Below are 19063 nucleotides of genomic sequence, written 5' to 3' on the forward strand. Positions count from 1 at the left end.
CAGATGCCGACCATCGATGTCCTGGGCCACCGGATCGCGTACGAGGCGTACAGCGATCCGCAGCAGCCGCTGCTGGTCCTCGTGCACGGGCTGAACGGCGACGCGTCCAGCGTCGCACCGCTCGCAGCGCGACTGGCGGAGCGTTTCCACGTCGTGACGCCCGACGCCCTCGGGCACGGCCGCTCCGACCACCCGGCGTCCTTCACCATCGAGGACCAGGGCCGCGTGCTGAACGCCCTCGTCGCGGCACTCGGGCGGTCCAGCGCGACCCTCGCGGGCATCTCGATGGGCTCGTACCTCGTCGCGCAGGCCGCGATCCTCGAACCCCCGCGCACCGACCGACTCATCCTCGTCGTGAGCAAGGCGCACGGCACGACGTCCTCGTCGGCCGCGTTCGCCGCACGGCGCGGGGTCGATCTCGCGAGCCTCGACCCCGAGGCCGCGATGGCCCTGCTCGCCGATGCGCTCTGGTCCCCGGACACCCCTGCCGATCGCCGCGCGGAACTGCTCGGCTCGATGGCGGGGGAGCAGGTGCAGCTCACGCCGGACGAACAGGCACGGGTCGAACGGTCCCTGGCCGGCTTCGACCTCCGACCCGGTCTCAGCACGGTCACCGCACCCGCGTTGGTGATCTCCGGCGCGAGCGACGGGCTGAACCCACCCGAACTCGGCCGGGAACTCGCGGACCACCTGCCGCACGCACGATTCGAGGTCTACGAGCACTCCGGCCACATGCTCGCGTACGAGGAGGCCGACCGGCTCGTCGACGACGTGCTGTCCTTCACCGCGGGCGACTGAGTGCCGGAGGCGCTGTTCCTCGTCGCGGCCGGGGTCGTCGCGGGGATCATCGGCACCGCCGGCGGCATCACCTCCCTCGTCGCGTACCCGGCGCTGCTCGCGGTCGGCATCCCGCCCCTGGCCGCGAACGTCACGAACTCGGTGGCCCTGATCGGCTCCGGACTGAGCTCGGCACTCCGGGCCGGACCCGACGTCGTCGGCCACGGGCGGACCATCCGCACCTGGTTGCCGGTGTCGGTCGCGCTCTCGCTCGCGGGAGCCGCACTGCTCGTCGTCACCCCCGGCGAGGTCTTCGACCGGATCGTGCCGTTCCTCGTCGCCGCCGGGTCGCTCGTCCTCCTGCTGCAGCCGGCGATCACCCGGTGGCAGACCGCACGAGGGCGTGCACTCTCCCGTCCGGTCGTCGGAGTTGCCGGGGCCGGCGTCGCGGTCTACAACGGGTACTTCGGCGCGGGGTCGGGGATCCTGCTCATCGCGCTGCTGCTCCTGACGACCGAGCCCGTCCTGCACCGAGCGAACGCGCTGAAGAACGTCATCCTCGTCGCGGCGGACATCCTGCCGGCGGTGCTGTTCGCGGTGCTCGGGGCAGTCGTGTGGCACGCTGCCGTGGCGCTCGGGATCGGAGCCGTGATCGGCGGGCTGATCGGGCCGTCCGTGGCGCGGCGGCTTCCGGCCGCGGTGCTCCGGGTGCTCATCGCGGGCTGCGGGTTCGTACTGGCGGTCTACTTGTTCGTGACGACGTGACCCGCCTTGCGAAGCGGTTCAGCCTCCCAGTAACTGGCACTCTGCTGCTGTTTGACAGTGCTAAGTCGCGTTACAGTAGCAGTTGGGAGGAAACATGGCTGGCTACGACATCTCGCGGCAGGGTCAGGACTTCGGCGCACACCTCCGCGGATGGCGACTCGTCCTCGGACTGACTGCGGTCCAAGTCTGTGAACGCGCGGACATCACCCCGACGACGTTGCGGAACCTCGAACGAGGCAAGACGACGGTCGGGTTCGACGTCGTGCTCCGAGTGTGCCGTGCGCTCGGCGTGATCGATCAGCTCACGGCGAGCGTCGACCCGCTCGCGAGTGACCTCGGGCGAGCACGAGCGTCCGCGCTCGGTCGGGTCCGTGCCGGTCGCACTCCACGAGTGCAGGGATCGAGCCGGTGAACTCGGGTCAGATCCAGGTCCACCTTGACGAGGACGGCAGGACACGCCGCGCCGGCACCGCGTTCGTCACCCGAGGCCGGAACGCGCTCAGCACGACGTTCACGTACGACCCGGACTATCTGGCCGTGGAACGTGCGCCTGCGATCGATCCACACCTCCCGCTCACCGGCGGCGCGCAGCACACGACCGGACTGCCCGGTGCTTTCGGTGACGGCGCTCCAGACCGTTGGGGGCGGAACCTCATCGACAGGCGTGAGCGAGCAGCGGCCCGGATCGAAGGCCGTCGGGCACGTCGGCTCGACGAGCTCGACTACCTGCTCGGTGTGAGCGACCACACTCGCCAGGGTGCGTTGCGCTACCGGGTCGACGACGGGCCGTTCCTCGCGGAGGACACCACGGTCCCCAAATTGATCAGCTTGCCGGAACTCCTCCACGCCGCAGACCACGCCGTCGCCGACCCCGATGACGCGGCGGCTGTCAAGGCACTCCTCGACGCGGGCACCGGATCACTCGGCGGGGCGCGTCCGAAGGCCGCCGTCCGACTCGAGGACGGCGGACTCGGGATAGCGAAGTTCCCGCACGCGCATGACGAGTGGGACGTGATGGGCTGGGAGGCAACCATGCTCGACCTGGCCGCGAGCGCTGGCCTACCCGTCCCCGAGCGCCGCCTCACTCGGGTCGATGGCCGCCACGTGCTGCTGCTCCGCCGCTTCGACCGCGAAGCAGACGGACGACGGCACGCGTACATCAGCGCAATGAGCCTTCTCGGAGCCGAGGACGGAGCGGAGAGTGACTACATCGAAGTCGGCGAGAGTCTGGCGGATGCTTCGAGCGCTCTCCGAGCCGATCGGGCTGACCTGTTCGACCGCGTAGCGTTCTCGGTCGCCGTGCACAACACCGACGACCACCTCCGGAACCTGGGGATCCTCGACAGTGGGCGCGGGTGGCGCCTCGCGCCGGTGTTCGACGTGAACCCGAATCCGAACAGTTCGGCTGACCGGCGGACAGCGATCGCGGGAGCAACTTCGATCGAAGACGAAGCGGACGGTCTCCGCGCACTCGGCGACGACCTCGGCCTGCGACTCGACCGCGCCGCGGAGCGAGTCGAACGCATCGCCGAGGCCGCATCCAGCTGGCGCGACCGAGCACGGATCAACGGGGTCCCCGAGCGTGAACACGCGACTCTCGGGGGCGTCATCGAGGCCGGGGTGGCGACGCTCCGCACCGTGAGAGCCGCCCTACGGCGCTGATCGTGGAGCGGAACTCTCGCACGCCGCGCAGCATGCCCGTTGCCGACATAGTGCCGGGCGTCAGCGCCCCGCGTACCGCCCGCGCCCGTGTCGCCGGTCCGAGAGCGCCACGAACAGCCAGAGCACCCCGATCCCCAGCCAGATCCCGCCCACGATCCAGCGCCAGACCCCGTCTGCACCGACGGCGAGCGCGATCCACGCGGCGCCGATCACGATCCAGGCGACGGCCTGCCAGACCCACGGCCGCCCGACGATGGATCGCCACAGGGCCTGTGCGTCGGCGTCGTCGCTCATGGGGCCAGGCTAACCCCGGAGCCGTCGGCCCGCCTCGTCCTCGAGCCACCGCACCGCCAGCAGCTCCCCGAGCTCCGGCCCGTACCGCGCCAGCGCCGCCCGGTGCACCGCGGCCGAGGCACCGAGCACCGGCATCGGCGCGCCCGTGTCGGTGCCGAGCGCCGCGACGGTGTCGAGCTCCTCGACGACCCGGTCGATCCCGAACGTCGCGAAGGGATCGCCGTCGAGCATCGGCCCGAGGTGCCGGTCCGCGAAGACGCTCCCGCCGGCGCTGTCGCGCAGCAGGGCGGCGAGCGCCGGCGGCTCGATGCCGAGGGACCGTCCGAGCAGCAGCGCCTCGCTCGTCGCGACGGCGATGGCGAACCAGAGGGCGTTCGCGACCAGCTTCGCGGTCTGGGCGTCCCCGGCGCGGGGTCCGGCGTCCCGCACGGTCCCGTCGGTCGACAGGTGCTCCAGGAGGGGTGCCGCGGCGGTCTTCGCCGACGGGGAACCTCCGTTGAAGAAGGTCAATGCCTGCCGCTCGGCGTCCAGTGGTGAGCCGGCGATCGGAGCGCTGACCACCTGCGCGCCGAGCGCCTCGACAGCCGCGGCGAGCCGGTCCGACACCCGCGGGTCGCCCGACGTCATGTCGATCCACAGGGCCTCGGGGCGCAGGAACGCGGCGGACGCCATCACCGACTCGAGCTCCCGCGGCCCGGGGAGCACCGTGACGAGGGTCGTCGCGGACCGGAAGACCTCGTCGACGTCGTCCGCCCACCGTGCACCGGCGGCCCGGACGGCCTCGGTCCGGGCGGGGTCGGCGTCGTGCGCCACCACCGGCGCGACGGACAGCAGGTGCGGGAGCAGCGCGCCGCCCATCCGCCCCACGCCGACGAGCCCGATGGTGGAGTGCATCCGTCGACGCAACTCGGTGCGCGGGCGGAGGCGGCTCAGGCTCCGCGTTCTGCGACCATCGCGTCGATCGTCCGCATGGCCGTGGCGAAGATCGTCAGCACCGGGTTCACCCCGCCGTTCGTCACGTGCACGGAGCCGTCGGCGACCCGGAGGTTGTCGTGGCCCCACACCCGTCCGACGGGGTCGACGACCGAGGTCGCGGGGTCGGTGCCCATCCGGAGCGTGCCGGCCTGGTGCTGCCCGCCGCTCGTCCCGACGACGGGTCCGTGCAGTTCCGCGACCCGGGTGGCCCCGGCTGCTCGCAGCCACTCGGCACTCCGCACGCTCGTGTGGTCGCGGGCGCGGACGTCCTCGGGGTGGACGCCGCCGCTGAACCACGCCACGGGGATGCCGTGGCGGTCGGTCACGGACGGGTCGACGCGGACGCCGGCGTCGGCGGTCGTGACCTCCTGGATCGGCCCCATGATCCGCATGCTGCGCCGGGCGAGGTCGCGCATCGCGTGCTTGCTCTCGATGCCGGCCCGGGGGATGAGTCCGGTGCCGACGAGGTACTGGTAGGTGTTCGACGGCGTCGCGATGAACTCGTTCGCCAGGATCCCGCCGCCGACCTGGCCGTCCACGCCGTGGCGGAAGTCGGTCGTGGCGATGGAGGGCCCCGGTCCGAGTCCGTCGTCCACGACGTCGTCGAAGAGCCCCATCGCCCCGCCGTACACGTGTCCCTGCAGGTGTCGTCCGACCTGGTCGGTGCCGTTGCCGATGCCGTCCGGCTCCCGGTCGCTGCGGCTGTTGAGGAGGAGCCGTGCGGACTCCACCGCCCCCGCGGCGACCACGACCTCGGCGGCGTCGACGTCCCGGGTCCAGTCCCGCCCGTCCGCCGTCCCGACGATCGTCACGCCGACGACCCGACCGGCGCCGTCGGTCCGGAGCCGGGCGACCCGGCTGCCGAGCAGGATCGAGGCGTTCCCCGTCGCGAACGCCCGCGTCAGCATCGTGTTCTGGCTGCCGTTCTTCGCGTCCACCGGGCACGCGAACCCGACGCACATCCCGCACTGCTCGCACGCCCGACGCCCCAGGTACGGCGTCGAGTTCACGAGCAGCGGGACGTGCACCGTCGACATCCCGAGGACGTCGGCCGCACGCGCCAGCCGGTCCCGAGCGGCACCGGACGGCACCGGGGGCATCGGGAACGGCCGGCCCCGGTGCCCGGCCCAGGGTCCGTCGGTGTCGCCGCCGCTCACCCCGACCTCCCACTCGGCGCGCTCGTACCAGGGCTCGAGTTCGTCGTACCCGATCGGCCAGTCCGCCAGACTGCTGCCGTCCGGCACCCCGTACGTCGACGCCATCGTGAAGTCGCGCGGCCCGAACCGCCACGCCTGTGCCCCGTACACCCGGGTGCCGCCGCCGGCCGTGACCGCGTTGTTGTGCCAGCCAGGCGAGGACGGCCGGAGCAGCAGCTGCGTCCGCCCGTCGGACACCGTGCGCGGGTTGCCCGCGTCGGAGGGCCCGGAGCGCGGTGCGACGCCCCACGTCGACCGCGGGTTCCGGATGTGGTCGCGGCTCAGCTCGGCGGTGCCCGGCCACTGCCCGGCCTCGACGACCAGGACACGGCGGCCCGACTCGGCCAGTCCGCACGCGGCGACTCCGCCCCCTGCACCCGAGCCGACGACGATCGCGTCGTAGCGTTCGGCCAACTCCGACGGGTGGACCACGACCGGCTGTGCCGTGGGGACCGGCACCGGGACGCTCCACCCGTCCGGCGGTCCGGGCTGCCACCCGACCATCTCCCAGGAGCGCTCACCCTCGTTGCCGCCGTTCCCCGCGTCGGCGTAGTAGCCGGCCGACACGAGTTCGGCGAACCAGACCCAGTCGGGGTCACCGTCGTCGTCGGCGCCGTCGATCACCGCGCGGAGCCGGTCGGTCCAGTCGGGCCGGTCGTCGAGGACGGTGGCGAGGAAGTCCAGGGCCCCGGCCTCGGACGCCGACGGGTACTCGTCGCCCGGCAGCACCCGGTCGACCAGCGCGCGCAGACGCGCCGTGTGCTGCTGGACGAACGTCCGTCCGGTCATCGGTGCACCAGCCCTCCGGGCTGCTCCGCTGCGGCCCGCGACCACCGTACCGGGGCGGGCTGCGGTGGTCGGTGGCGACCACGGCCTGGAGGCGCGGTGTGCGCCGGACGCGCACCGTGCCTCCAGGCCGTAGTCGCGTCGACCGATCAGCGCGGCATGAGCTGTCGGAGGTGCTCGAGGACCTCTGGCATGCCGGGGTTGGCGAGCCGCGGATCGTCCGGGTCACCGCCGCGCGCGACGGTCTCGAGGAAGCGACGATCAGCGTCCACCCGTGCGAGCGCGTCCGTGCCGGGGCGACCGTGACCGGGGATCACCACCTCCGCCGTGCGTGCGTGTTCCGCCAGGACATCGAGGGCGTGCAGGTACGCGGGCAGGTCGTCCGGCCAGAACGGCAGCGGGAGTTCCTGGTCGCTGAGCATGTCGCCGGCGATGAGGACCCGCTGGTCCGGCAGCCAGACGGCGGTGTGCCCGGGGGCGTGCCCGTCGTGCGCCACGACCTCGGGGTGGAACCCGGACGGGATCGCCGCGGCGGGCAGCGCCTCGACGCCCTGCACACGACCCATCAGCTCCGTCAACGATGCCGGGAAACCGGCACCGAGGGACTCCACGAGGTCGCCCCGCTCCGTCCTGGCGAGCTCCGCCGTCCGCGGCGACGCGTAGCGGGGCACGTCGCCGAGACCCGGGTGCCACAGGAGGTGGTCGTGGTGCGCGTGGGTCGAGAAGCCGGCGATGACCCGGAGGCCGGCGCGCTCGAGCGAGCCCGCCATCGCGGCGAGTTCGTCGGGCATCCACGCGGGGTCCACGAGCAGTGCGTCACGACCGTCGTGCAGCAGCGTCGACGTGGTCGACATCTGCCGGCTCGTGGCGACGTGCACGCCGTCGGCCACGGGCACGAACCCCGTCACCACCGCACTCCCACCGGACCCCACGCGCGTCAGCCTAGGACAGGCGGCCTCAGGCGCGGTCGTGGAGCGTCACGTGGTAGCCGTCCGGGTCGGCGAAGGTGAAGGTCCGGCCGAACGGCCCGTCGATCGGCGCGGCGACGATGGTGTGCCCGTCGGCGACCAGGGCGTCGTGGATGGCCTGGACGTCGGTCGCGTGCAGCCAGATCGCCGCACCGATGCCGGGCTGGGACACGGCGAGGTCCGTGCCCGGGACGATGTCGCGCAGTGCGAACGCGATCGGGGTGGTCTCGAAGACGACCGCGTGGGGCGGGCCGGCCTGGGAGCGGACGAGCCCGAGGTACTGCTCGTAGAACGCCTGCGACGCGTCGAGGTCGCGGGTCTGCAGGGAGATGAAGTCGGGGCCGGTGACGGGCATGGGTGCTCCTTCGTTGGGTGTCAGTCTTCTGACACGAGGCAATCTATGTCAGACTACTGACATGAGTCAAGACGCTGATCGCATCGACCTCGACTCGTCGCTGGGCTACCTGCTGAAGGAGGCCTCGAGTGCCCTGCGCGCCGCGATGGAGGCGGTGCTGCGGCCCCTCGGGCTGACCGTGACGCAGTACTCGTGCCTCGAGCTGCTCGCGCAACGACCCGGGCTGTCGAACTCCGACCTGGCGCGGGGTGCGTTCGTCACCCGGCAGTCGATGAACGTCCTGTTGCAGGCGTTCGAGCGCGACGGGCTCGTGTCCCGCCCCGCCGCGGCGCCGGTGGGGAAGGCACTTCCGACGCGATTGACGGCGGCGGGTCAGCGGACCCTCGAGCAGGCCTCGGCAGCGGTGCGCGGTGTCGAGGTGCGGATGCTCGGCGGGATGAGCGGAGAGGAGCAGGCGGCGGCGCTCAGCGCGCTGCGGAGCATGGTGCGGGCACTCCGCGACGACTGATCGGGCTCAGGGGGCGCCGTGGGCCACGGTGATCCGCGCCTCGTGCGGGTTGACGAGCGTCTTCGACACGTAGAGCGGCCGACCCGCGAAGCGCAGACTGCGCGACAGGACGAGCACGGGTTCCTCGGCGGCCACACCGAGCCGGTGCCCGCGGGTGTCGCCCGGTGTGCCGATGGACACCTCGGTGGTGCCGGGTCCGGGGACGATGCCCGCGTCGAACATCGCCGCGAGCATCGTCTGATCGGGCCGGCTCATCCGGATCAGCTCGCGGATCGGGGCGAACTCGCCGACCAGTGCCTCGTCCGGTGGCAGGTGCTCCTGGACGAGGCCGACGACGGTGTCCCCGCGGCGGACGACGCTCTCGACGAACCACGACGCCGAGGACTCCGCGATGCCGAGCGACTCCGACGCGAACAGCCCGGTGCGGTCCTGGACGACCATCTCGGTGCGTTCGACGCTGCCGCCCTCGGGCACGAGCAGCCGTTCGGGCGCCTCGACCCGCTCCAGGCCGGACACCGGCAGCCGTTCCGCGACGAAGCGGCCGATGCCCCGGCGGGAGCGGATGAACCCGTCTTCCTCCAGGAAGATCAGTGCCTCGCGGACGACCGTCCGCGACACCCCGAGCAGTTCGACCAGCTCGGCCTCCGACGGCAGCAGGATGCCCGGCCGGACCGCCCCGCTGCGGATCGCGTCGCTGATGCGCATGTAGGCCGCCACACGGAGCGGGACCCCGGCGTGTGCGGGGAGCGGGCCCCGGAGAGCATCGGCGATCGTCATGTGCTCAGCCTGTCAGACGCTCGCGCTCGCGACGGGGTCGGCTTCGGCTTCGGCGTACTCGGCGAAGGCGAGCAGTGCGGGCTGTGACGCCTCGTCCGCCACGGCCGCGGCGCCGACGCGCGCTGCGGTGCGGAGGGCCTGTTCGGCGGGGAGCCCGGCGGCGAGGGCGATCGTGACCGCCGCGGTGAAGGCGTCGCCGGCACCGACCGTGTTCCGGACCCGCGCTGGCACGGCCGGTACCCGGGCGACGACCCGTCCCCGCTCGAGGACGGACGCACCCGACGAGCCGGCGGTCACCACGACGCGACGGCACCCTGCGAGTTCCGGCAGCGCAGCCCACTCGAGTTCGTTGACGACCACCAGGTCGGCGCGCTCGAGCGTCTCCGGGCGCAGGTGCCGGGCGGGCGCGGCGTTGACGGCGACGAACGCCGACGACCCTCCGACGACAGCGTCGACCAGTGCCGGGTCGACCTCGAGCTGGCAGAGCAGCACGTCGGTGTCCGGCAGTGCCGCCGGCAGGGCGACGAGGGCGTTCGCCCCGGGGAACACCGCGATCGCGTTCTCCCCGGCGGCGTCCACCGTGATGGCGGCGGTGCCGGTCGGGGCGTCCGGGGTCGTCGCGACGAGCTCGGTCCGCACACCCGCTCGCCGGAGCTCCTCGACGGCGAAGGTGCCGTCCGGGTCGTCGCCCACCGCGCCGATCATCGTGACCGCGGCACCGAGTCGCGCGGCGGCGACGGCCTGGTTCGCACCCTTGCCCCCGAGGAACCGGTGCTGCTCGGTGGCGAGGACCGTCTCACCCGGCGCCGGGAGCTCGGGGACCCGGAGCACGGCGTCGACGTTGATGCTGCCGAGGACGGCGAGCGAGGGGAGCGCAGGGGTGCCGGTCATGCGTGCACCGCGTCGAGCTGGAGGATCCGGTTCCGGATGACGTCCGCGGCGGCCGCGTCGGCGCCGACGACCACCTGCACGACCGGCCCCTGCGCCGCCGGGACGGTCCGGCCGTGCTCGGTACCGTCGACCACGACGTCGAGTGCGGTCTCGCGGACGGTCGGCTCGACCTCGCCGGCGGCGATGGCTGCGGCGAGCGGATCGTGCAGGGGTGCTCGGCGGACCTGGTCGACGGTCTCGTAGAAGTCGATGTAGCGGTGCAGCATCGTGCCGAGTGCCACACGGAGCGGATCGCCGGCCGCGATGAACCGGTCGCCGTCGGCGTCGTCGAACCGGTGCTGGCGCGTGACGTCGAGCGGGACCAGCACGAGGTCGAACCCGGCGGTGAGCACGCGGCGCGCGGCCTCGGCGTCGTTGTGGATGTTCGCCTCGGCGACCGGCGACACGTTGCCCGGCTCCCAGACGGCGCCGCCCATGATCGTCAGCGTGCCGATCAGTTCCGGCAGCCTCGGCTCGAGGTCGAGGGCGACGGCGAGGTTCGTCAGCGGCCCGATCGCGAGCACGTCCAGCCGGCGCGGACCGGCTGCGTACGACCGCGCCAGGCGCACCAGGAGCTCGGCCGCGGGGTCCTCCGCTGCGGCCACCCCGGCCGGCAGGTCGACTCCGCCGACCCCGTTCACGCCGTGCACGTGCGGAGCGCCACCGCCGTACACGCCGCCGAGCGGGTCGTGCGCGCCGACCGCCACCGGCACCGTGCGCCCGCACATGCCGAGCAGCGCCGTGGTGTTCACCGCCGCGGTCGTCGAGTCGATGTTGCCGGACACCGTGCCGATGCCGACGAGGTCAACGTGCGGGACGTCGAGCAGGTACGCCAGGGCGAGGGCGTCGTCGACCCCGGTGTCGCAGTCGAGGAAGAGCGGGATCGTGGGGGTGGTCATGCGGTTGCGGCTCCTTCTGAGCGGGCTCCGGCGGGCAGAGCGTTCGGGGTGGGACGGAGGACGAGCGCTGCGACGAACGCGGCGGCGGTGAGGGCGACGGAGATCCAGAGCGCCAGGTGGTATCCCTCGGGCGTGCCCGCGCTGACGGCAGGACCGACGAGGGCGACCCCGGTGCCGGCTCCCAGACCGAAGCATGCCCCGTGGATGCCCGGCAGGGAACCCGGCGCGTCGGCGGGGGCGTTCAGCACGGACAGCCCGTTCGCGGTGGCCTGGTACAGCCCGAGGTAGAACACGCCCATCACGATGAGCAGGCCGAAGACGACCCACTTGTCGGTGGCGGAGAACGCGAGCGCGACGGAGATGAGGAGGATCCCGCCGGTGGCCACGCGGAGAGACCGGACCCACCCGATGCGCTGCGCGATCCAGCCGGCCGCCGGTGCGGTCAGCAGCCCCGCGATGGCGGTCGGCGTCAGGAACAGGAGCCCGGACATCGCCGCGTTCAGCCCGAACCCGTTCGGCCCGTCCTGGCTGAGGACCACGATGGTGAAGTTCGTCGACGCGAAGACCCCGGACAGCGTCAGGAACGTGCAGAGCAGCACCGGCCACGCGGTGCGGGCGCGGAGTGCCGGCACGGCGATGAGCGGCTGCGTCACCCGGCGTTCGACGAGCACGAACGCCACGGCGGCGAGCACGGCGACGGCGAGCCACAGCAGGGTGCGCGCATCGGCGATGCCCCGGGACGGGACCTCGCTGACGAACTGCGAGAACCCGACGAGGAACGCGCCGAGGATCGTCGCGCCGAGCCAGTCCATCCGGCGGGCTGCCGTGCGTCGTACCCGCGGCACGAAGGCGATCACCGAGAGGGTGCCGAGCACCGCGACGACGAGGATGACGACGAAGACCGCGCGCCAGCCGAAGATGTCGGTGATCGCCCCGCCGATGTACCCGTCGAGGCCACCGAGGCCGCCGTTCACCGCGGTCACGACGCCGACCGAGATGCCGAACTGCTTCGCCGTGAGCTCCTCGGACAGCACGAGGAACGCGATCGTCAGCGCCGCCGACGAGGTCCCCTGCAGCACCCGCCCGGTGAGCAGGAGGGGGAGCGACGGCGCCGTGACGGTCAGCAGGGTCCCCACGAGCAGGGCCGCCATCGTCACCAGGAGCGCCCGCCGCCGACCGATGGTGTCCGACCAGCGGGACACCACCATGCCGAGGACCGAACCGGAGAGGAAGAAGAGGGACTGCACCTGGGAGACGACGCCGGCGGAGGCGTGCAGGTCGATCGCCATCGCGGGGATGGCCGGGGTGAGCAGGCTCGCGTTCAGCTGGAACGCGAGCACCGCGACGATGAGGGACGCGACGAGCAGGGGCACGCGTGGGCCGGACAGGCGCTCGCGTTCCGTCTCGAGGCGAGCGGGTGCGACGGTCATGGAGGACTCCTTCGTCCGAGTTGTCGTACGTACCTGTAATACAGGTCCGTACTCTATGGCCCGGTCCCCATGCTGGCAAGCGCTGCCCTCGACGCGCGCACGGACGGACTGGAGGCACGGTGCCAGCCCGCACCGTGCCTCCAGTCCGTCAGGTCCGGACGTCCACCGCGTCTACCGCGTGAGCCGACTGCCCCGCTCGTGGCCTGCGGCCACGCCCCAGGCCATCGCCGCGTACACCGCGGCCGCGCCGGTCGGCACGCGCCGGAGCGCGCCGTCGACGTCCTCCTCGAGCCGGATGAGTCCCATCCGCCGCAGGTACGGCTCCTTCGCGGCCGATGCTGACCGGGCCGCGACGACGTCGTCGGCGAGTTCGAACTCCTCGACGTTCCGACCGCCCGACGCGTACGACCAGTCCACGAAGTCGAACACCGGCCACCAGGTCCATCCGCGCACGTCGATGCCGTCCGCGACCACCGCCCGCACCGCCTTGACCGAGTCCCGCGCCCAACTCCCGCGGCGCTCGTCGTCACCCTCGGTGCTCGTCTCCGTGACGAGCACCGGCAGCCCGTAGCGATCGGAGAAGGAGCGCAACGACTCCTCGAGGCCGGACGCCCAGCGGTCGTGGGTGTGCTGGACCGTCCCGGCGGCCGTCGCGACGAGGGTGCGCGGGGTGAGGTCGGGGTAGTAGTTGACGCCGAGCAGGTCGATCGTGACCGCACCCTCGACCAGGGCGGCGAGCGCTTCCGGTGCAGCGCCGTTCCGGAGGAGCCAGTCGTACGAGCGGTGCCCCGGGGTGACGCGGCCGAGGACGAGGTCGGTCGGGACGGTCCCGAGCTCGTTCAGGAGCGCTGCCTCGGCCACGAGTGCGGGATCCGAGGGGGTCCCGGCCGAGAACAGCGACGAGGCCTCGACGTGCACGATCCGGACGTCCGGGTTCTCGGCGCGCATGGCCGTGACGGACCGCTGGATGCCGTCGGCGATCCCGAGCACCACCCGGGTCCACCCCTCCCACCCGTGCAGCGCGGGCGGCCACACACCCCGGAGTCCGGCGAACGACGCGGTCGTGATCGGCTCGTTGAGCGGGGTGACGTGGTCGACGACGCCGGCGTACCGCGCCGCGAACGCCGCCGCGAAGTCCGCGACCGCGTCCGGGTAGCCGGGGTCCGCGAACGCTTCGTCGAGCCACGTCGGGGTGCCGTAGTGGACGAGGTCCGCGATCACGGTGAGGCCGAGCGCGGCCGCGTACGGCAACCGCTCGTCGAGCACCGACCAGTCGAAGACGCCCGGTGCCACGTGAGCCCGCGGCCAGTCCACGCCGTAGCGGAGCGCGGTCGCCCCGAGGTCCCGCACCTGGTCGAGGTCGGCACGCCAGGTGTCGTCGTGTCCGGTCAGGCGGTGCTCGTCGAGCGGGGCCATCGCGAACCGTTCGGGCGGGTACACGCAGGTGTCCTCGATCCCGGCGATCCACGTGAACGTCCCCGGAGCGAACGCCGGGTCGCGGCTGCTCACTTCAGCCCCGTGGTGGCGACGCCCGCGACGAAGAACTTCTGGGCGAAGAAGAACCCGAGCGCGATGGGCAGCAGGGAGATCACGGCACCGGCGAGCAGGACCGCGTGGTCGGTGACGTGGGCGCCGCCGAAGAGCGTCAGCCCGGCGGGCAGCGTGAGCATGTCGTTCGAGGTCGTCACGACGAGCGGCCAGAGCAGGTCGTTCCAGAGCGCCATGCCGTTCAGCACCGCGACCGTCGCGATCGCCGGCTTCGCCAGGGGCAGGATCACCTGCCAGTAGATCCTCCAGTGGCCGGCACCGTCGATGCGTGCGGCCTCGTCGAGCTCGGTGGGGATGTCGATGAAGAACTGCCGGAACAGGAAGATCCCGAACGCGCTCGTCGCCCGAGGGATGATGAGCCCCTGGTAGGTGTTCAGCCAGCCGAGGTGGAACAGCTCGACGAACACTGGGATGAGCGTCACCTGGAACGGCACCATGAGCGTCGCGATGACGAGCACGAACGCGACGTTCCGTCCGACGAACCGCATCCGGGCGAGGGCGTAGGCGCACATCGAGTCGAACAGCAGCGTCAGGACGGTCGTCACGACGGTGAACACGAGGGAGTTGAGCAGCAGCCGCAGGAAGGGCAGCTGCGACCAGACACCCTCGTAGCCGTGCAGGGTGACGCTCGTCGGCAGGAGCGAGGCGGGGTGGCCGAACAGGTCGGCCTCGGACCGGAACGACCCGCTGACCATCCAGACGAACGGCACGAGGGCGAACACGAGTCCGACCCCGAGGTAGACCCACTTCAGGACGGAGCCGGTGCGCGCGGCACCGCTCCGGCGACCGGGTCGCCTCGGGTGCACGGCCTCCGGACTGGAGGCACGGGTCGGCTCCGCCACGGGCGGTCGCCGGACGCTCGCCTCAGTCGACATCGTCGTACCGGAAGAGCCGGAGCTGCAGGAGGGAGATGAGCATGATGATCACGAAGAGGACCCAGGAGATCGCCGACGCGTAGCCGGTCTGGTAGTTGACGAACCCGTCGCGGTAGAGCAGGTTCACGAGGGTGTCGGTGTGGAAGACCGGGCCGCCCCCGGTCATCACGTACACGAGGTCGAAGACCTGGAACGACTGGATCGTCAGGATCATCGACGTGAAGAGCATGGTCGGCCGGATGCTCGGCAGGGTGATCCGCCAGACGGTCTGCCAGCGGTTCGCACCGTCGAGCTCGGCGGCCTCGTACCGTTCGGCCGGCACGCCCTTGAGCCCGGCGACGAAGAGGATCATCGCGAACCCGATGCTCTTCCACACCGACACGAAGATGATCGTCGGCAGGGCGAGCGAGGTGGACTGCAGCCAGGCGACGCTCGGCAGGCCGAGCATGGTGGTGATGCCGCCGACCAGCCCGATGTCGGGGTCGAGCAGGAACTTCCACACGAGCCCGATCGTCACGAGCGACACGATCGTCGGGAAGAAGAACACCGACCGGACGATCCGGTTCGCCAGGGTGTCCCGCTGCAGCAGCAGGGCGGCGACGAAGCCGAGGACGACCAGCAGCACGACCGACACGATCGTGTACTCGAGCGTGATCCGCAGTGCGTTCCAGAACTGCTGGTCGTGGAACAGCTGCACGTAGTTCCCGAAGCCGACGAACGGTTGCGAGACCGCGCCGACTGTCCAGTCGAAGAACGAGTAGTAGAGCGACCGCAGGATCGGGAAGACGACGAACGCGCCGAGGATGAGCAGTGACGGGGCCATGAAGAGCCAGGCCGGCTGGAACCGACGCTGTCGACGGCGAGTGGGTCGCGCCTCCAGGCTGCTCGTCCGGCCGGAGGCCGGGGCCCCGCCACGCGGCGTGCGTGGCGGGGCCGAACCGGTGATCTGGTCGGTCACTGGCTGCAGCCGGTGAGACCGTCGATCGTCTGACCGGCGGACTTGGTGGCGTCGGCGAGGGACTTGCCGCGGGTGATCTCGCCGATGAGCGGGACGTACCCGTCGGAGTCGACCTTCGTGGCGCTCGGCACGTGCGGCAGGTACAGGCGCGAGTCCGGCACCTGGCTGGCGAACACGGACACCGTGGGATCTGCCTTGAGTTTCGCGTCGTCGGACAGGTCGGTGCGCAGCGGCGGGAAGCCGGTCTGCAGCGAGAACTTCTGCTGCGCGCTCTTCGAGGTCCAGTAGGCGAGGAACTCCTGCGCCTGCTCCGGGTACTTCGTCTTCGCCGAGATCGACAGCGGTGCGATCGAGCCGAGCGTGGTCGACTTGCCGTCGACGCCCACCGGGACCTCCACGATGCCGAGGTCGATGCCGGCCGACTTGTAGCCGGGCGCTGCCCACGGTCCGTTGATCTCCATCGCGGCCTTGCCGGCCGAGAACAGCGAGTCGGCCTCGGCGCCGGTGAGTCCGACCGGGCTGACCTTGTCCTTCGCGACGAGGTCGGCCCAGGTCTTCAGGGACTGCTGCCCGTCACTGGTCTGCAGGACGCTGCAGTTCTTGCCGTTCACGATGTCGCCGCCCTCGAGCCACTGCAGCACCGGCCACATCTGGATCGTCTGGTTGTCGGCGAGCGCGATGCCGTACTTGCCACCCGTGGTGAGCTTCTTCGCGTCGGTCGCCATCTCCTGCACCGTGGTCGGCGGGTTCGCGATGCCGGCGTCCTGGAAGAGCTTCTTGTTGTAGTACAGGCTCAGCGTGGCGAAGTTCGCCGGGACGCCGTAGAGCTTGCCGTCGTAGGTGAACTCCTTGACGGTGCCGGGGGCGAACTCGGACGTGTTGATCTTGCCGTCGCCGCTGCCCGTGTTCGTGATGGCCATCACCGAGTTCGTCTTGACGTACTGGGCGACGGCGTTCGGGTCCGAGCTCACCGCAGCGACGTCCGGGCCCTGGCCGGTGAGCCAGGCCGACGGCAGCTTCTGCTGGATGGTGTCCCACGGCTGGACGGTCATCTCGACCTTGATGTCCGGGTGGGCCTTCTCGAAGTCCTTGACGATCGTGGCGTAGCCGGGGCGGTCGCCGCCGGTGAACCCGGTCCAGACCTTGAGGGTGACGGGGCCGTCGGTGCTGGCGTTGCCGCCGGCCGAACAGCCGGTCAGGGCCAGGGCCGCCACGGCGGCGAAGGCTCCGACCGCGAGGGTCGCGCGTGCGTGCTTCATCGGGGAACGCTCCTTTGCGTTGCTGTGCTCGCAGGGTGGTGTGGTGTTCGGTGTTCGTGTTCGGTGTTGGGTGCGCCCGGTCAGGTCCGGACGCGTTCCGCGTCGGGGTCGCACCCGCACGAGGCGCGGACGACGAGCTCGACGGGGAGTTCGGTGTGGGCGGGCTGGCCGCCACGGTGGTCGACGAGGTCGAAGAGTCGCTCGGTCGCGATGCGGCCCATCTCCTCCGCCGGGACGCGCACGGTGGTGATGCCCGGCGTCGTCACGCGTGCGAGTCCGAAGTCGTCGAAGCCGACGACCGAGACGTCGCCCGGCACGTCGACTCCGGCGCGACGGAGGGTGTGCAGCCCACCGACCGCCATGTCGTCGTTCGCGAAGACGACGCCGTCCGGCCGGGTCGACGGGTCCCCGTGCACCATCTGCTCCATCGCGGTGGCGCCAGAGGCCTCGGAGAGGTCGCCCTCGATCACGGAGACGTCGGTCAGGCCGTGCCGTGCGGCCGCGCGGAGGAAGCCCTCGCGACGGTCGAGGCCGGTCTGGTGGTCGAGCGTGCCGGTGACGTGCAGCAGACGACGGCGTCCGTGCACCTCGACCAGGTGGTCCACGAGCCGCTCGGTCGCGGCGACGTCGTCGATGCCGACCGTCACCGCGCCGGACAGGTGCGGGTAGTTGCCGATGAGGACGGCGGGCAGCCCGCTCGCGACGAGGCCCTGCACGTGGTCGTCCTCGATCGCGGCACTGGTGACGATAGCGCCGTCGGCCGTCCGGGAGCGCATCACGCGCTCGTAGGCGACGTCGCCCGAGGACGTGTCGGCGTTCGTCGACACGATGACCTGCGCGTCGTGGGCGTTCGCCGCGGTCGACATCCCGGTGAGGACGTGCATGAAGTACAGGTGGCCGAAGACGTGCGCGGACGAGTTCGGGACGATGAGGGCGACGGCGTCGGCGCGCTGGCTGCGGAGTGCCCGGCCCGCGGAGCTCGGGACGTACCCGAGTTCGTCGGCGGCGCGGCGGACCGCTTCGCGGGTCCGTTCGCTGATGCGGTCGTGGCCGGCGAGGGCCATGCTCGCCGCGGCGGACGTCACGCCGACCTTCGCGGCGACGTCCTTCAGGGTGACGGACTTCGGCATGACGCCTCCTCTTCTCGGGGATGCTTTATCGATTAACTGGCATCATCATGCACCTGCTTAATCGATGAAGCAAGCGTTGTCCGAAAACGCACGCCCTGCGGGAGTCAGTCGCGTCGCAGTGCTTGCTTGTTCCACGCGTCGAGCACGGTGATCAACTCGTCCTGGAAGCGGTTCAGCAGGAATGCAACGGCCCTGTTGGCGACGACCGGCAGGGGTTCCCCCGCCCACGACCGGCTCTCATCGCGCATGATGTCCCGACGATCGTCGAGGATCGCTGGCCACGGCGAACCGGGTTCGCGGTAGTACGGCACCCGATCCGGGTCCATCCCATCGGGAAGACTCGCGAGCAGCCGCGCGTCGATGTTCTCCAGGTGACCGCTCACCAGGTCGTCGAACACGGAGTCGTCGGATGAGTCGTCCGGATCCTCGAAGTGCGTGTACGCCGCGAACTGGGCAGCGCTGGACAGCCAGGTCCCCTCGTCGGTCAGCCGGCTCACCGCAGCTCGGGCGTCGGGGTCGGGTGCGTTCTCCGGCCCGTTGGGCATGGTGACGCCGTAGGCACGGAGCAGGCCGACCTCGGTCTCGAGCCGCGTCAGCGCCTCACTGAGCTTCTCCTGTCGGCTCGCACGACGTTGCTCGTCTTCGGCGGGGATCTGCAGGAGCTCGTCGCGGAACCGAGTGCTCGTCAGCGCCCACACCGTTCGTGCTTCGGTGACGACGGCGCGCGCGTGGTCGACGAGGCCCTGCATCCGGCCCGCGAGGTACGCCTCGCGCTCCTGGCGGACCTGGTTCGCCGCGATCGAGGCGGACTGCCGCCCCACGAACAGCGCCACGAGGACGCTCACGATGACCGCTGCGCCCGACGACGCTGCGCCGATCCAGTCTGCTGTGGTCCCACCCATGTGTGCTGCCCCTCCCCGACGTGCTCACGGTAGCGGATGAGTGCACGGCACGACGGCATCCTCACCGAC

General features: G+C 71.6%; 20 protein-coding genes. 5 read left to right on the plus strand and 15 right to left on the minus strand.

The window, feature by feature from the left end; all coding sequences use genetic code 11:
* The first annotated feature begins 3 nt into the window (after nucleotides 1–3).
* The 4 genes from FS532_RS10805 (at nucleotide 4) to FS532_RS10820 (ending at nucleotide 3204) form a co-directional block, all read left to right on the plus strand.
* A complete protein-coding gene (locus tag FS532_RS10805) occupies nucleotides 4–798 on the plus strand; it encodes an alpha/beta fold hydrolase (protein WP_144753803.1) in 795 nt (264 codons plus the stop codon).
* Nucleotides 799–1542, plus strand: a complete 744-nt coding sequence (locus FS532_RS10810) for a sulfite exporter TauE/SafE family protein (protein ID WP_144753806.1) — start codon at nucleotides 799–801, stop codon at nucleotides 1540–1542.
* Between the two features lie 94 nt (nucleotides 1543–1636).
* A complete protein-coding gene (locus FS532_RS10815) occupies nucleotides 1637–1954 on the plus strand; it encodes a helix-turn-helix domain-containing protein (protein WP_144753808.1) in 318 nt (105 codons plus the stop codon).
* Complete coding sequence (locus tag FS532_RS10820; RefSeq protein WP_144753811.1) at nucleotides 1951–3204, plus strand: type II toxin-antitoxin system HipA family toxin; 1254 nt, start codon at nucleotides 1951–1953, stop codon at nucleotides 3202–3204. The genes FS532_RS10815 and FS532_RS10820 overlap by 4 nt, the downstream gene beginning before the upstream one ends.
* Nucleotides 3205–3264: 60 nt before the next feature.
* Here FS532_RS10820 and FS532_RS10825 read toward each other — a convergent pair whose 3' ends face one another.
* The 5 genes from FS532_RS10825 to FS532_RS10845 all read right to left on the minus strand — a co-directional run bounded on the left by FS532_RS10825 (nucleotide 3265) and on the right by FS532_RS10845 (nucleotide 7778).
* Nucleotides 3265–3498: a hypothetical protein gene (locus FS532_RS10825; RefSeq protein WP_144753814.1), complete on the minus strand. Its 234-nt coding sequence runs from the start codon at nucleotides 3496–3498 to the stop codon at nucleotides 3265–3267.
* A gap of 9 nt (nucleotides 3499–3507) precedes the next feature.
* Entirely contained in the window at nucleotides 3508–4392 is an 885-nt protein-coding gene (locus tag FS532_RS10830; RefSeq protein WP_144753817.1) for an NAD(P)-dependent oxidoreductase, read from the minus strand.
* A 35-nt stretch (nucleotides 4393–4427) separates the two neighbouring features.
* Nucleotides 4428–6458: a GMC oxidoreductase gene (locus FS532_RS10835; RefSeq protein ID WP_144753820.1), complete on the minus strand. Its 2031-nt coding sequence runs from the start codon at nucleotides 6456–6458 to the stop codon at nucleotides 4428–4430.
* A 146-nt stretch (nucleotides 6459–6604) separates the two neighbouring features.
* Complete coding sequence (locus FS532_RS10840; RefSeq protein WP_260852645.1) at nucleotides 6605–7387, minus strand: MBL fold metallo-hydrolase; 783 nt, start codon at nucleotides 7385–7387, stop codon at nucleotides 6605–6607.
* Nucleotides 7388–7412: 25 nt separating this feature from the next.
* Complete coding sequence (locus FS532_RS10845; protein ID WP_144753823.1) at nucleotides 7413–7778, minus strand: VOC family protein; 366 nt, start codon at nucleotides 7776–7778, stop codon at nucleotides 7413–7415.
* Between the two features lie 61 nt (nucleotides 7779–7839).
* On the opposite strand from FS532_RS10845, the gene FS532_RS10850 reads away from it, so the two are divergent.
* Nucleotides 7840–8286 (plus strand): MarR family winged helix-turn-helix transcriptional regulator, encoded by a 447-nt coding sequence (locus tag FS532_RS10850; protein ID WP_144753826.1) that lies wholly within the window; start codon nucleotides 7840–7842, stop codon nucleotides 8284–8286.
* A 6-nt stretch (nucleotides 8287–8292) separates the two neighbouring features.
* On the opposite strand, the gene FS532_RS10855 is transcribed toward FS532_RS10850, so the two are convergent.
* The 10 genes from FS532_RS10855 to FS532_RS10900 all read right to left on the minus strand — a co-directional run bounded on the left by FS532_RS10855 (nucleotide 8293) and on the right by FS532_RS10900 (nucleotide 18994).
* Nucleotides 8293–9063, minus strand: a complete 771-nt coding sequence (locus tag FS532_RS10855) for a GntR family transcriptional regulator (protein WP_144753829.1) — start codon at nucleotides 9061–9063, stop codon at nucleotides 8293–8295.
* Between the two features lie 12 nt (nucleotides 9064–9075).
* Nucleotides 9076–9954, minus strand: a complete 879-nt coding sequence (locus FS532_RS10860; RefSeq protein ID WP_144753832.1) for a PfkB family carbohydrate kinase — start codon at nucleotides 9952–9954, stop codon at nucleotides 9076–9078.
* Complete coding sequence (locus FS532_RS10865) at nucleotides 9951–10892, minus strand: nucleoside hydrolase (RefSeq protein ID WP_222121975.1); 942 nt, start codon at nucleotides 10890–10892, stop codon at nucleotides 9951–9953. The genes FS532_RS10860 and FS532_RS10865 overlap by 4 nt, the downstream gene beginning before the upstream one ends.
* A complete protein-coding gene (locus tag FS532_RS10870; protein ID WP_144753835.1) occupies nucleotides 10889–12322 on the minus strand; it encodes an MFS transporter in 1434 nt (477 codons plus the stop codon). Before FS532_RS10870 ends, FS532_RS10865 begins: the two co-directional genes overlap by 4 nt.
* Before the next feature lie 171 nt (nucleotides 12323–12493).
* A complete protein-coding gene (locus tag FS532_RS10875; RefSeq protein ID WP_144753838.1) occupies nucleotides 12494–13831 on the minus strand; it encodes a family 1 glycosylhydrolase in 1338 nt (445 codons plus the stop codon).
* Nucleotides 13828–14745 (minus strand): carbohydrate ABC transporter permease, encoded by a 918-nt coding sequence (locus FS532_RS10880; protein ID WP_222121976.1) that lies wholly within the window; start codon nucleotides 14743–14745, stop codon nucleotides 13828–13830. Before FS532_RS10880 ends, FS532_RS10875 begins: the two co-directional genes overlap by 4 nt.
* Nucleotides 14735–15703 (minus strand): carbohydrate ABC transporter permease, encoded by a 969-nt coding sequence (locus FS532_RS10885; RefSeq protein WP_222121977.1) that lies wholly within the window; start codon nucleotides 15701–15703, stop codon nucleotides 14735–14737. The genes FS532_RS10880 and FS532_RS10885 overlap by 11 nt, the downstream gene beginning before the upstream one ends.
* A complete protein-coding gene (locus FS532_RS10890; protein WP_144753841.1) occupies nucleotides 15700–16962 on the minus strand; it encodes a sugar ABC transporter substrate-binding protein in 1263 nt (420 codons plus the stop codon). The genes FS532_RS10885 and FS532_RS10890 overlap by 4 nt, the downstream gene beginning before the upstream one ends.
* A gap of 80 nt (nucleotides 16963–17042) precedes the next feature.
* Nucleotides 17043–18092: a LacI family DNA-binding transcriptional regulator gene (locus FS532_RS10895; protein WP_144753844.1), complete on the minus strand. Its 1050-nt coding sequence runs from the start codon at nucleotides 18090–18092 to the stop codon at nucleotides 17043–17045.
* A 104-nt stretch (nucleotides 18093–18196) separates the two neighbouring features.
* Entirely contained in the window at nucleotides 18197–18994 is a 798-nt protein-coding gene (locus FS532_RS10900; RefSeq protein ID WP_144753848.1) for a hypothetical protein, read from the minus strand.
* Nucleotides 18995–19063 lie beyond the last annotated feature (69 nt).

The sequence above is a fragment of the Curtobacterium pusillum genome (assembly GCF_007673235.1).
Lineage (GTDB): Bacteria > Actinomycetota > Actinomycetes > Actinomycetales > Microbacteriaceae > Curtobacterium > Curtobacterium pusillum_C.

Coding starts and splice junctions, on each gene's coding strand:
- FS532_RS10900 (WP_144753848.1), bottom strand. CDS start 18,994: ATGGGTGGGACCACAGCAGACTGGATCGGCGCAGCGTCGTCGGGCGCA.
- FS532_RS10870 (WP_144753835.1), bottom strand. CDS start 12,322: ATGACCGTCGCACCCGCTCGCCTCGAGACGGAACGCGAGCGCCTGTCC.
- FS532_RS10835 (WP_144753820.1), bottom strand. CDS start 6,458: ATGACCGGACGGACGTTCGTCCAGCAGCACACGGCGCGTCTGCGCGCG.
- FS532_RS10825 (WP_144753814.1), bottom strand. CDS start 3,498: ATGAGCGACGACGCCGACGCACAGGCCCTGTGGCGATCCATCGTCGGG.
- FS532_RS10880 (WP_222121976.1), bottom strand. CDS start 14,745: ATGTCGACTGAGGCGAGCGTCCGGCGACCGCCCGTGGCGGAGCCGACC.
- FS532_RS10860 (WP_144753832.1), bottom strand. CDS start 9,954: ATGACCGGCACCCCTGCGCTCCCCTCGCTCGCCGTCCTCGGCAGCATC.
- FS532_RS10815 (WP_144753808.1), top strand. CDS start 1,637: ATGGCTGGCTACGACATCTCGCGGCAGGGTCAGGACTTCGGCGCACAC.
- FS532_RS10855 (WP_144753829.1), bottom strand. CDS start 9,063: ATGACGATCGCCGATGCTCTCCGGGGCCCGCTCCCCGCACACGCCGGG.
- FS532_RS10845 (WP_144753823.1), bottom strand. CDS start 7,778: ATGCCCGTCACCGGCCCCGACTTCATCTCCCTGCAGACCCGCGACCTC.
- FS532_RS10805 (WP_144753803.1), top strand. CDS start 4: ATGCCGACCATCGATGTCCTGGGCCACCGGATCGCGTACGAGGCGTAC.
- FS532_RS10830 (WP_144753817.1), bottom strand. CDS start 4,392: ATGCACTCCACCATCGGGCTCGTCGGCGTGGGGCGGATGGGCGGCGCG.
- FS532_RS10865 (WP_222121975.1), bottom strand. CDS start 10,892: ATGACCACCCCCACGATCCCGCTCTTCCTCGACTGCGACACCGGGGTC.
- FS532_RS10850 (WP_144753826.1), top strand. CDS start 7,840: ATGAGTCAAGACGCTGATCGCATCGACCTCGACTCGTCGCTGGGCTAC.
- FS532_RS10890 (WP_144753841.1), bottom strand. CDS start 16,962: ATGAAGCACGCACGCGCGACCCTCGCGGTCGGAGCCTTCGCCGCCGTG.
- FS532_RS10895 (WP_144753844.1), bottom strand. CDS start 18,092: ATGCCGAAGTCCGTCACCCTGAAGGACGTCGCCGCGAAGGTCGGCGTG.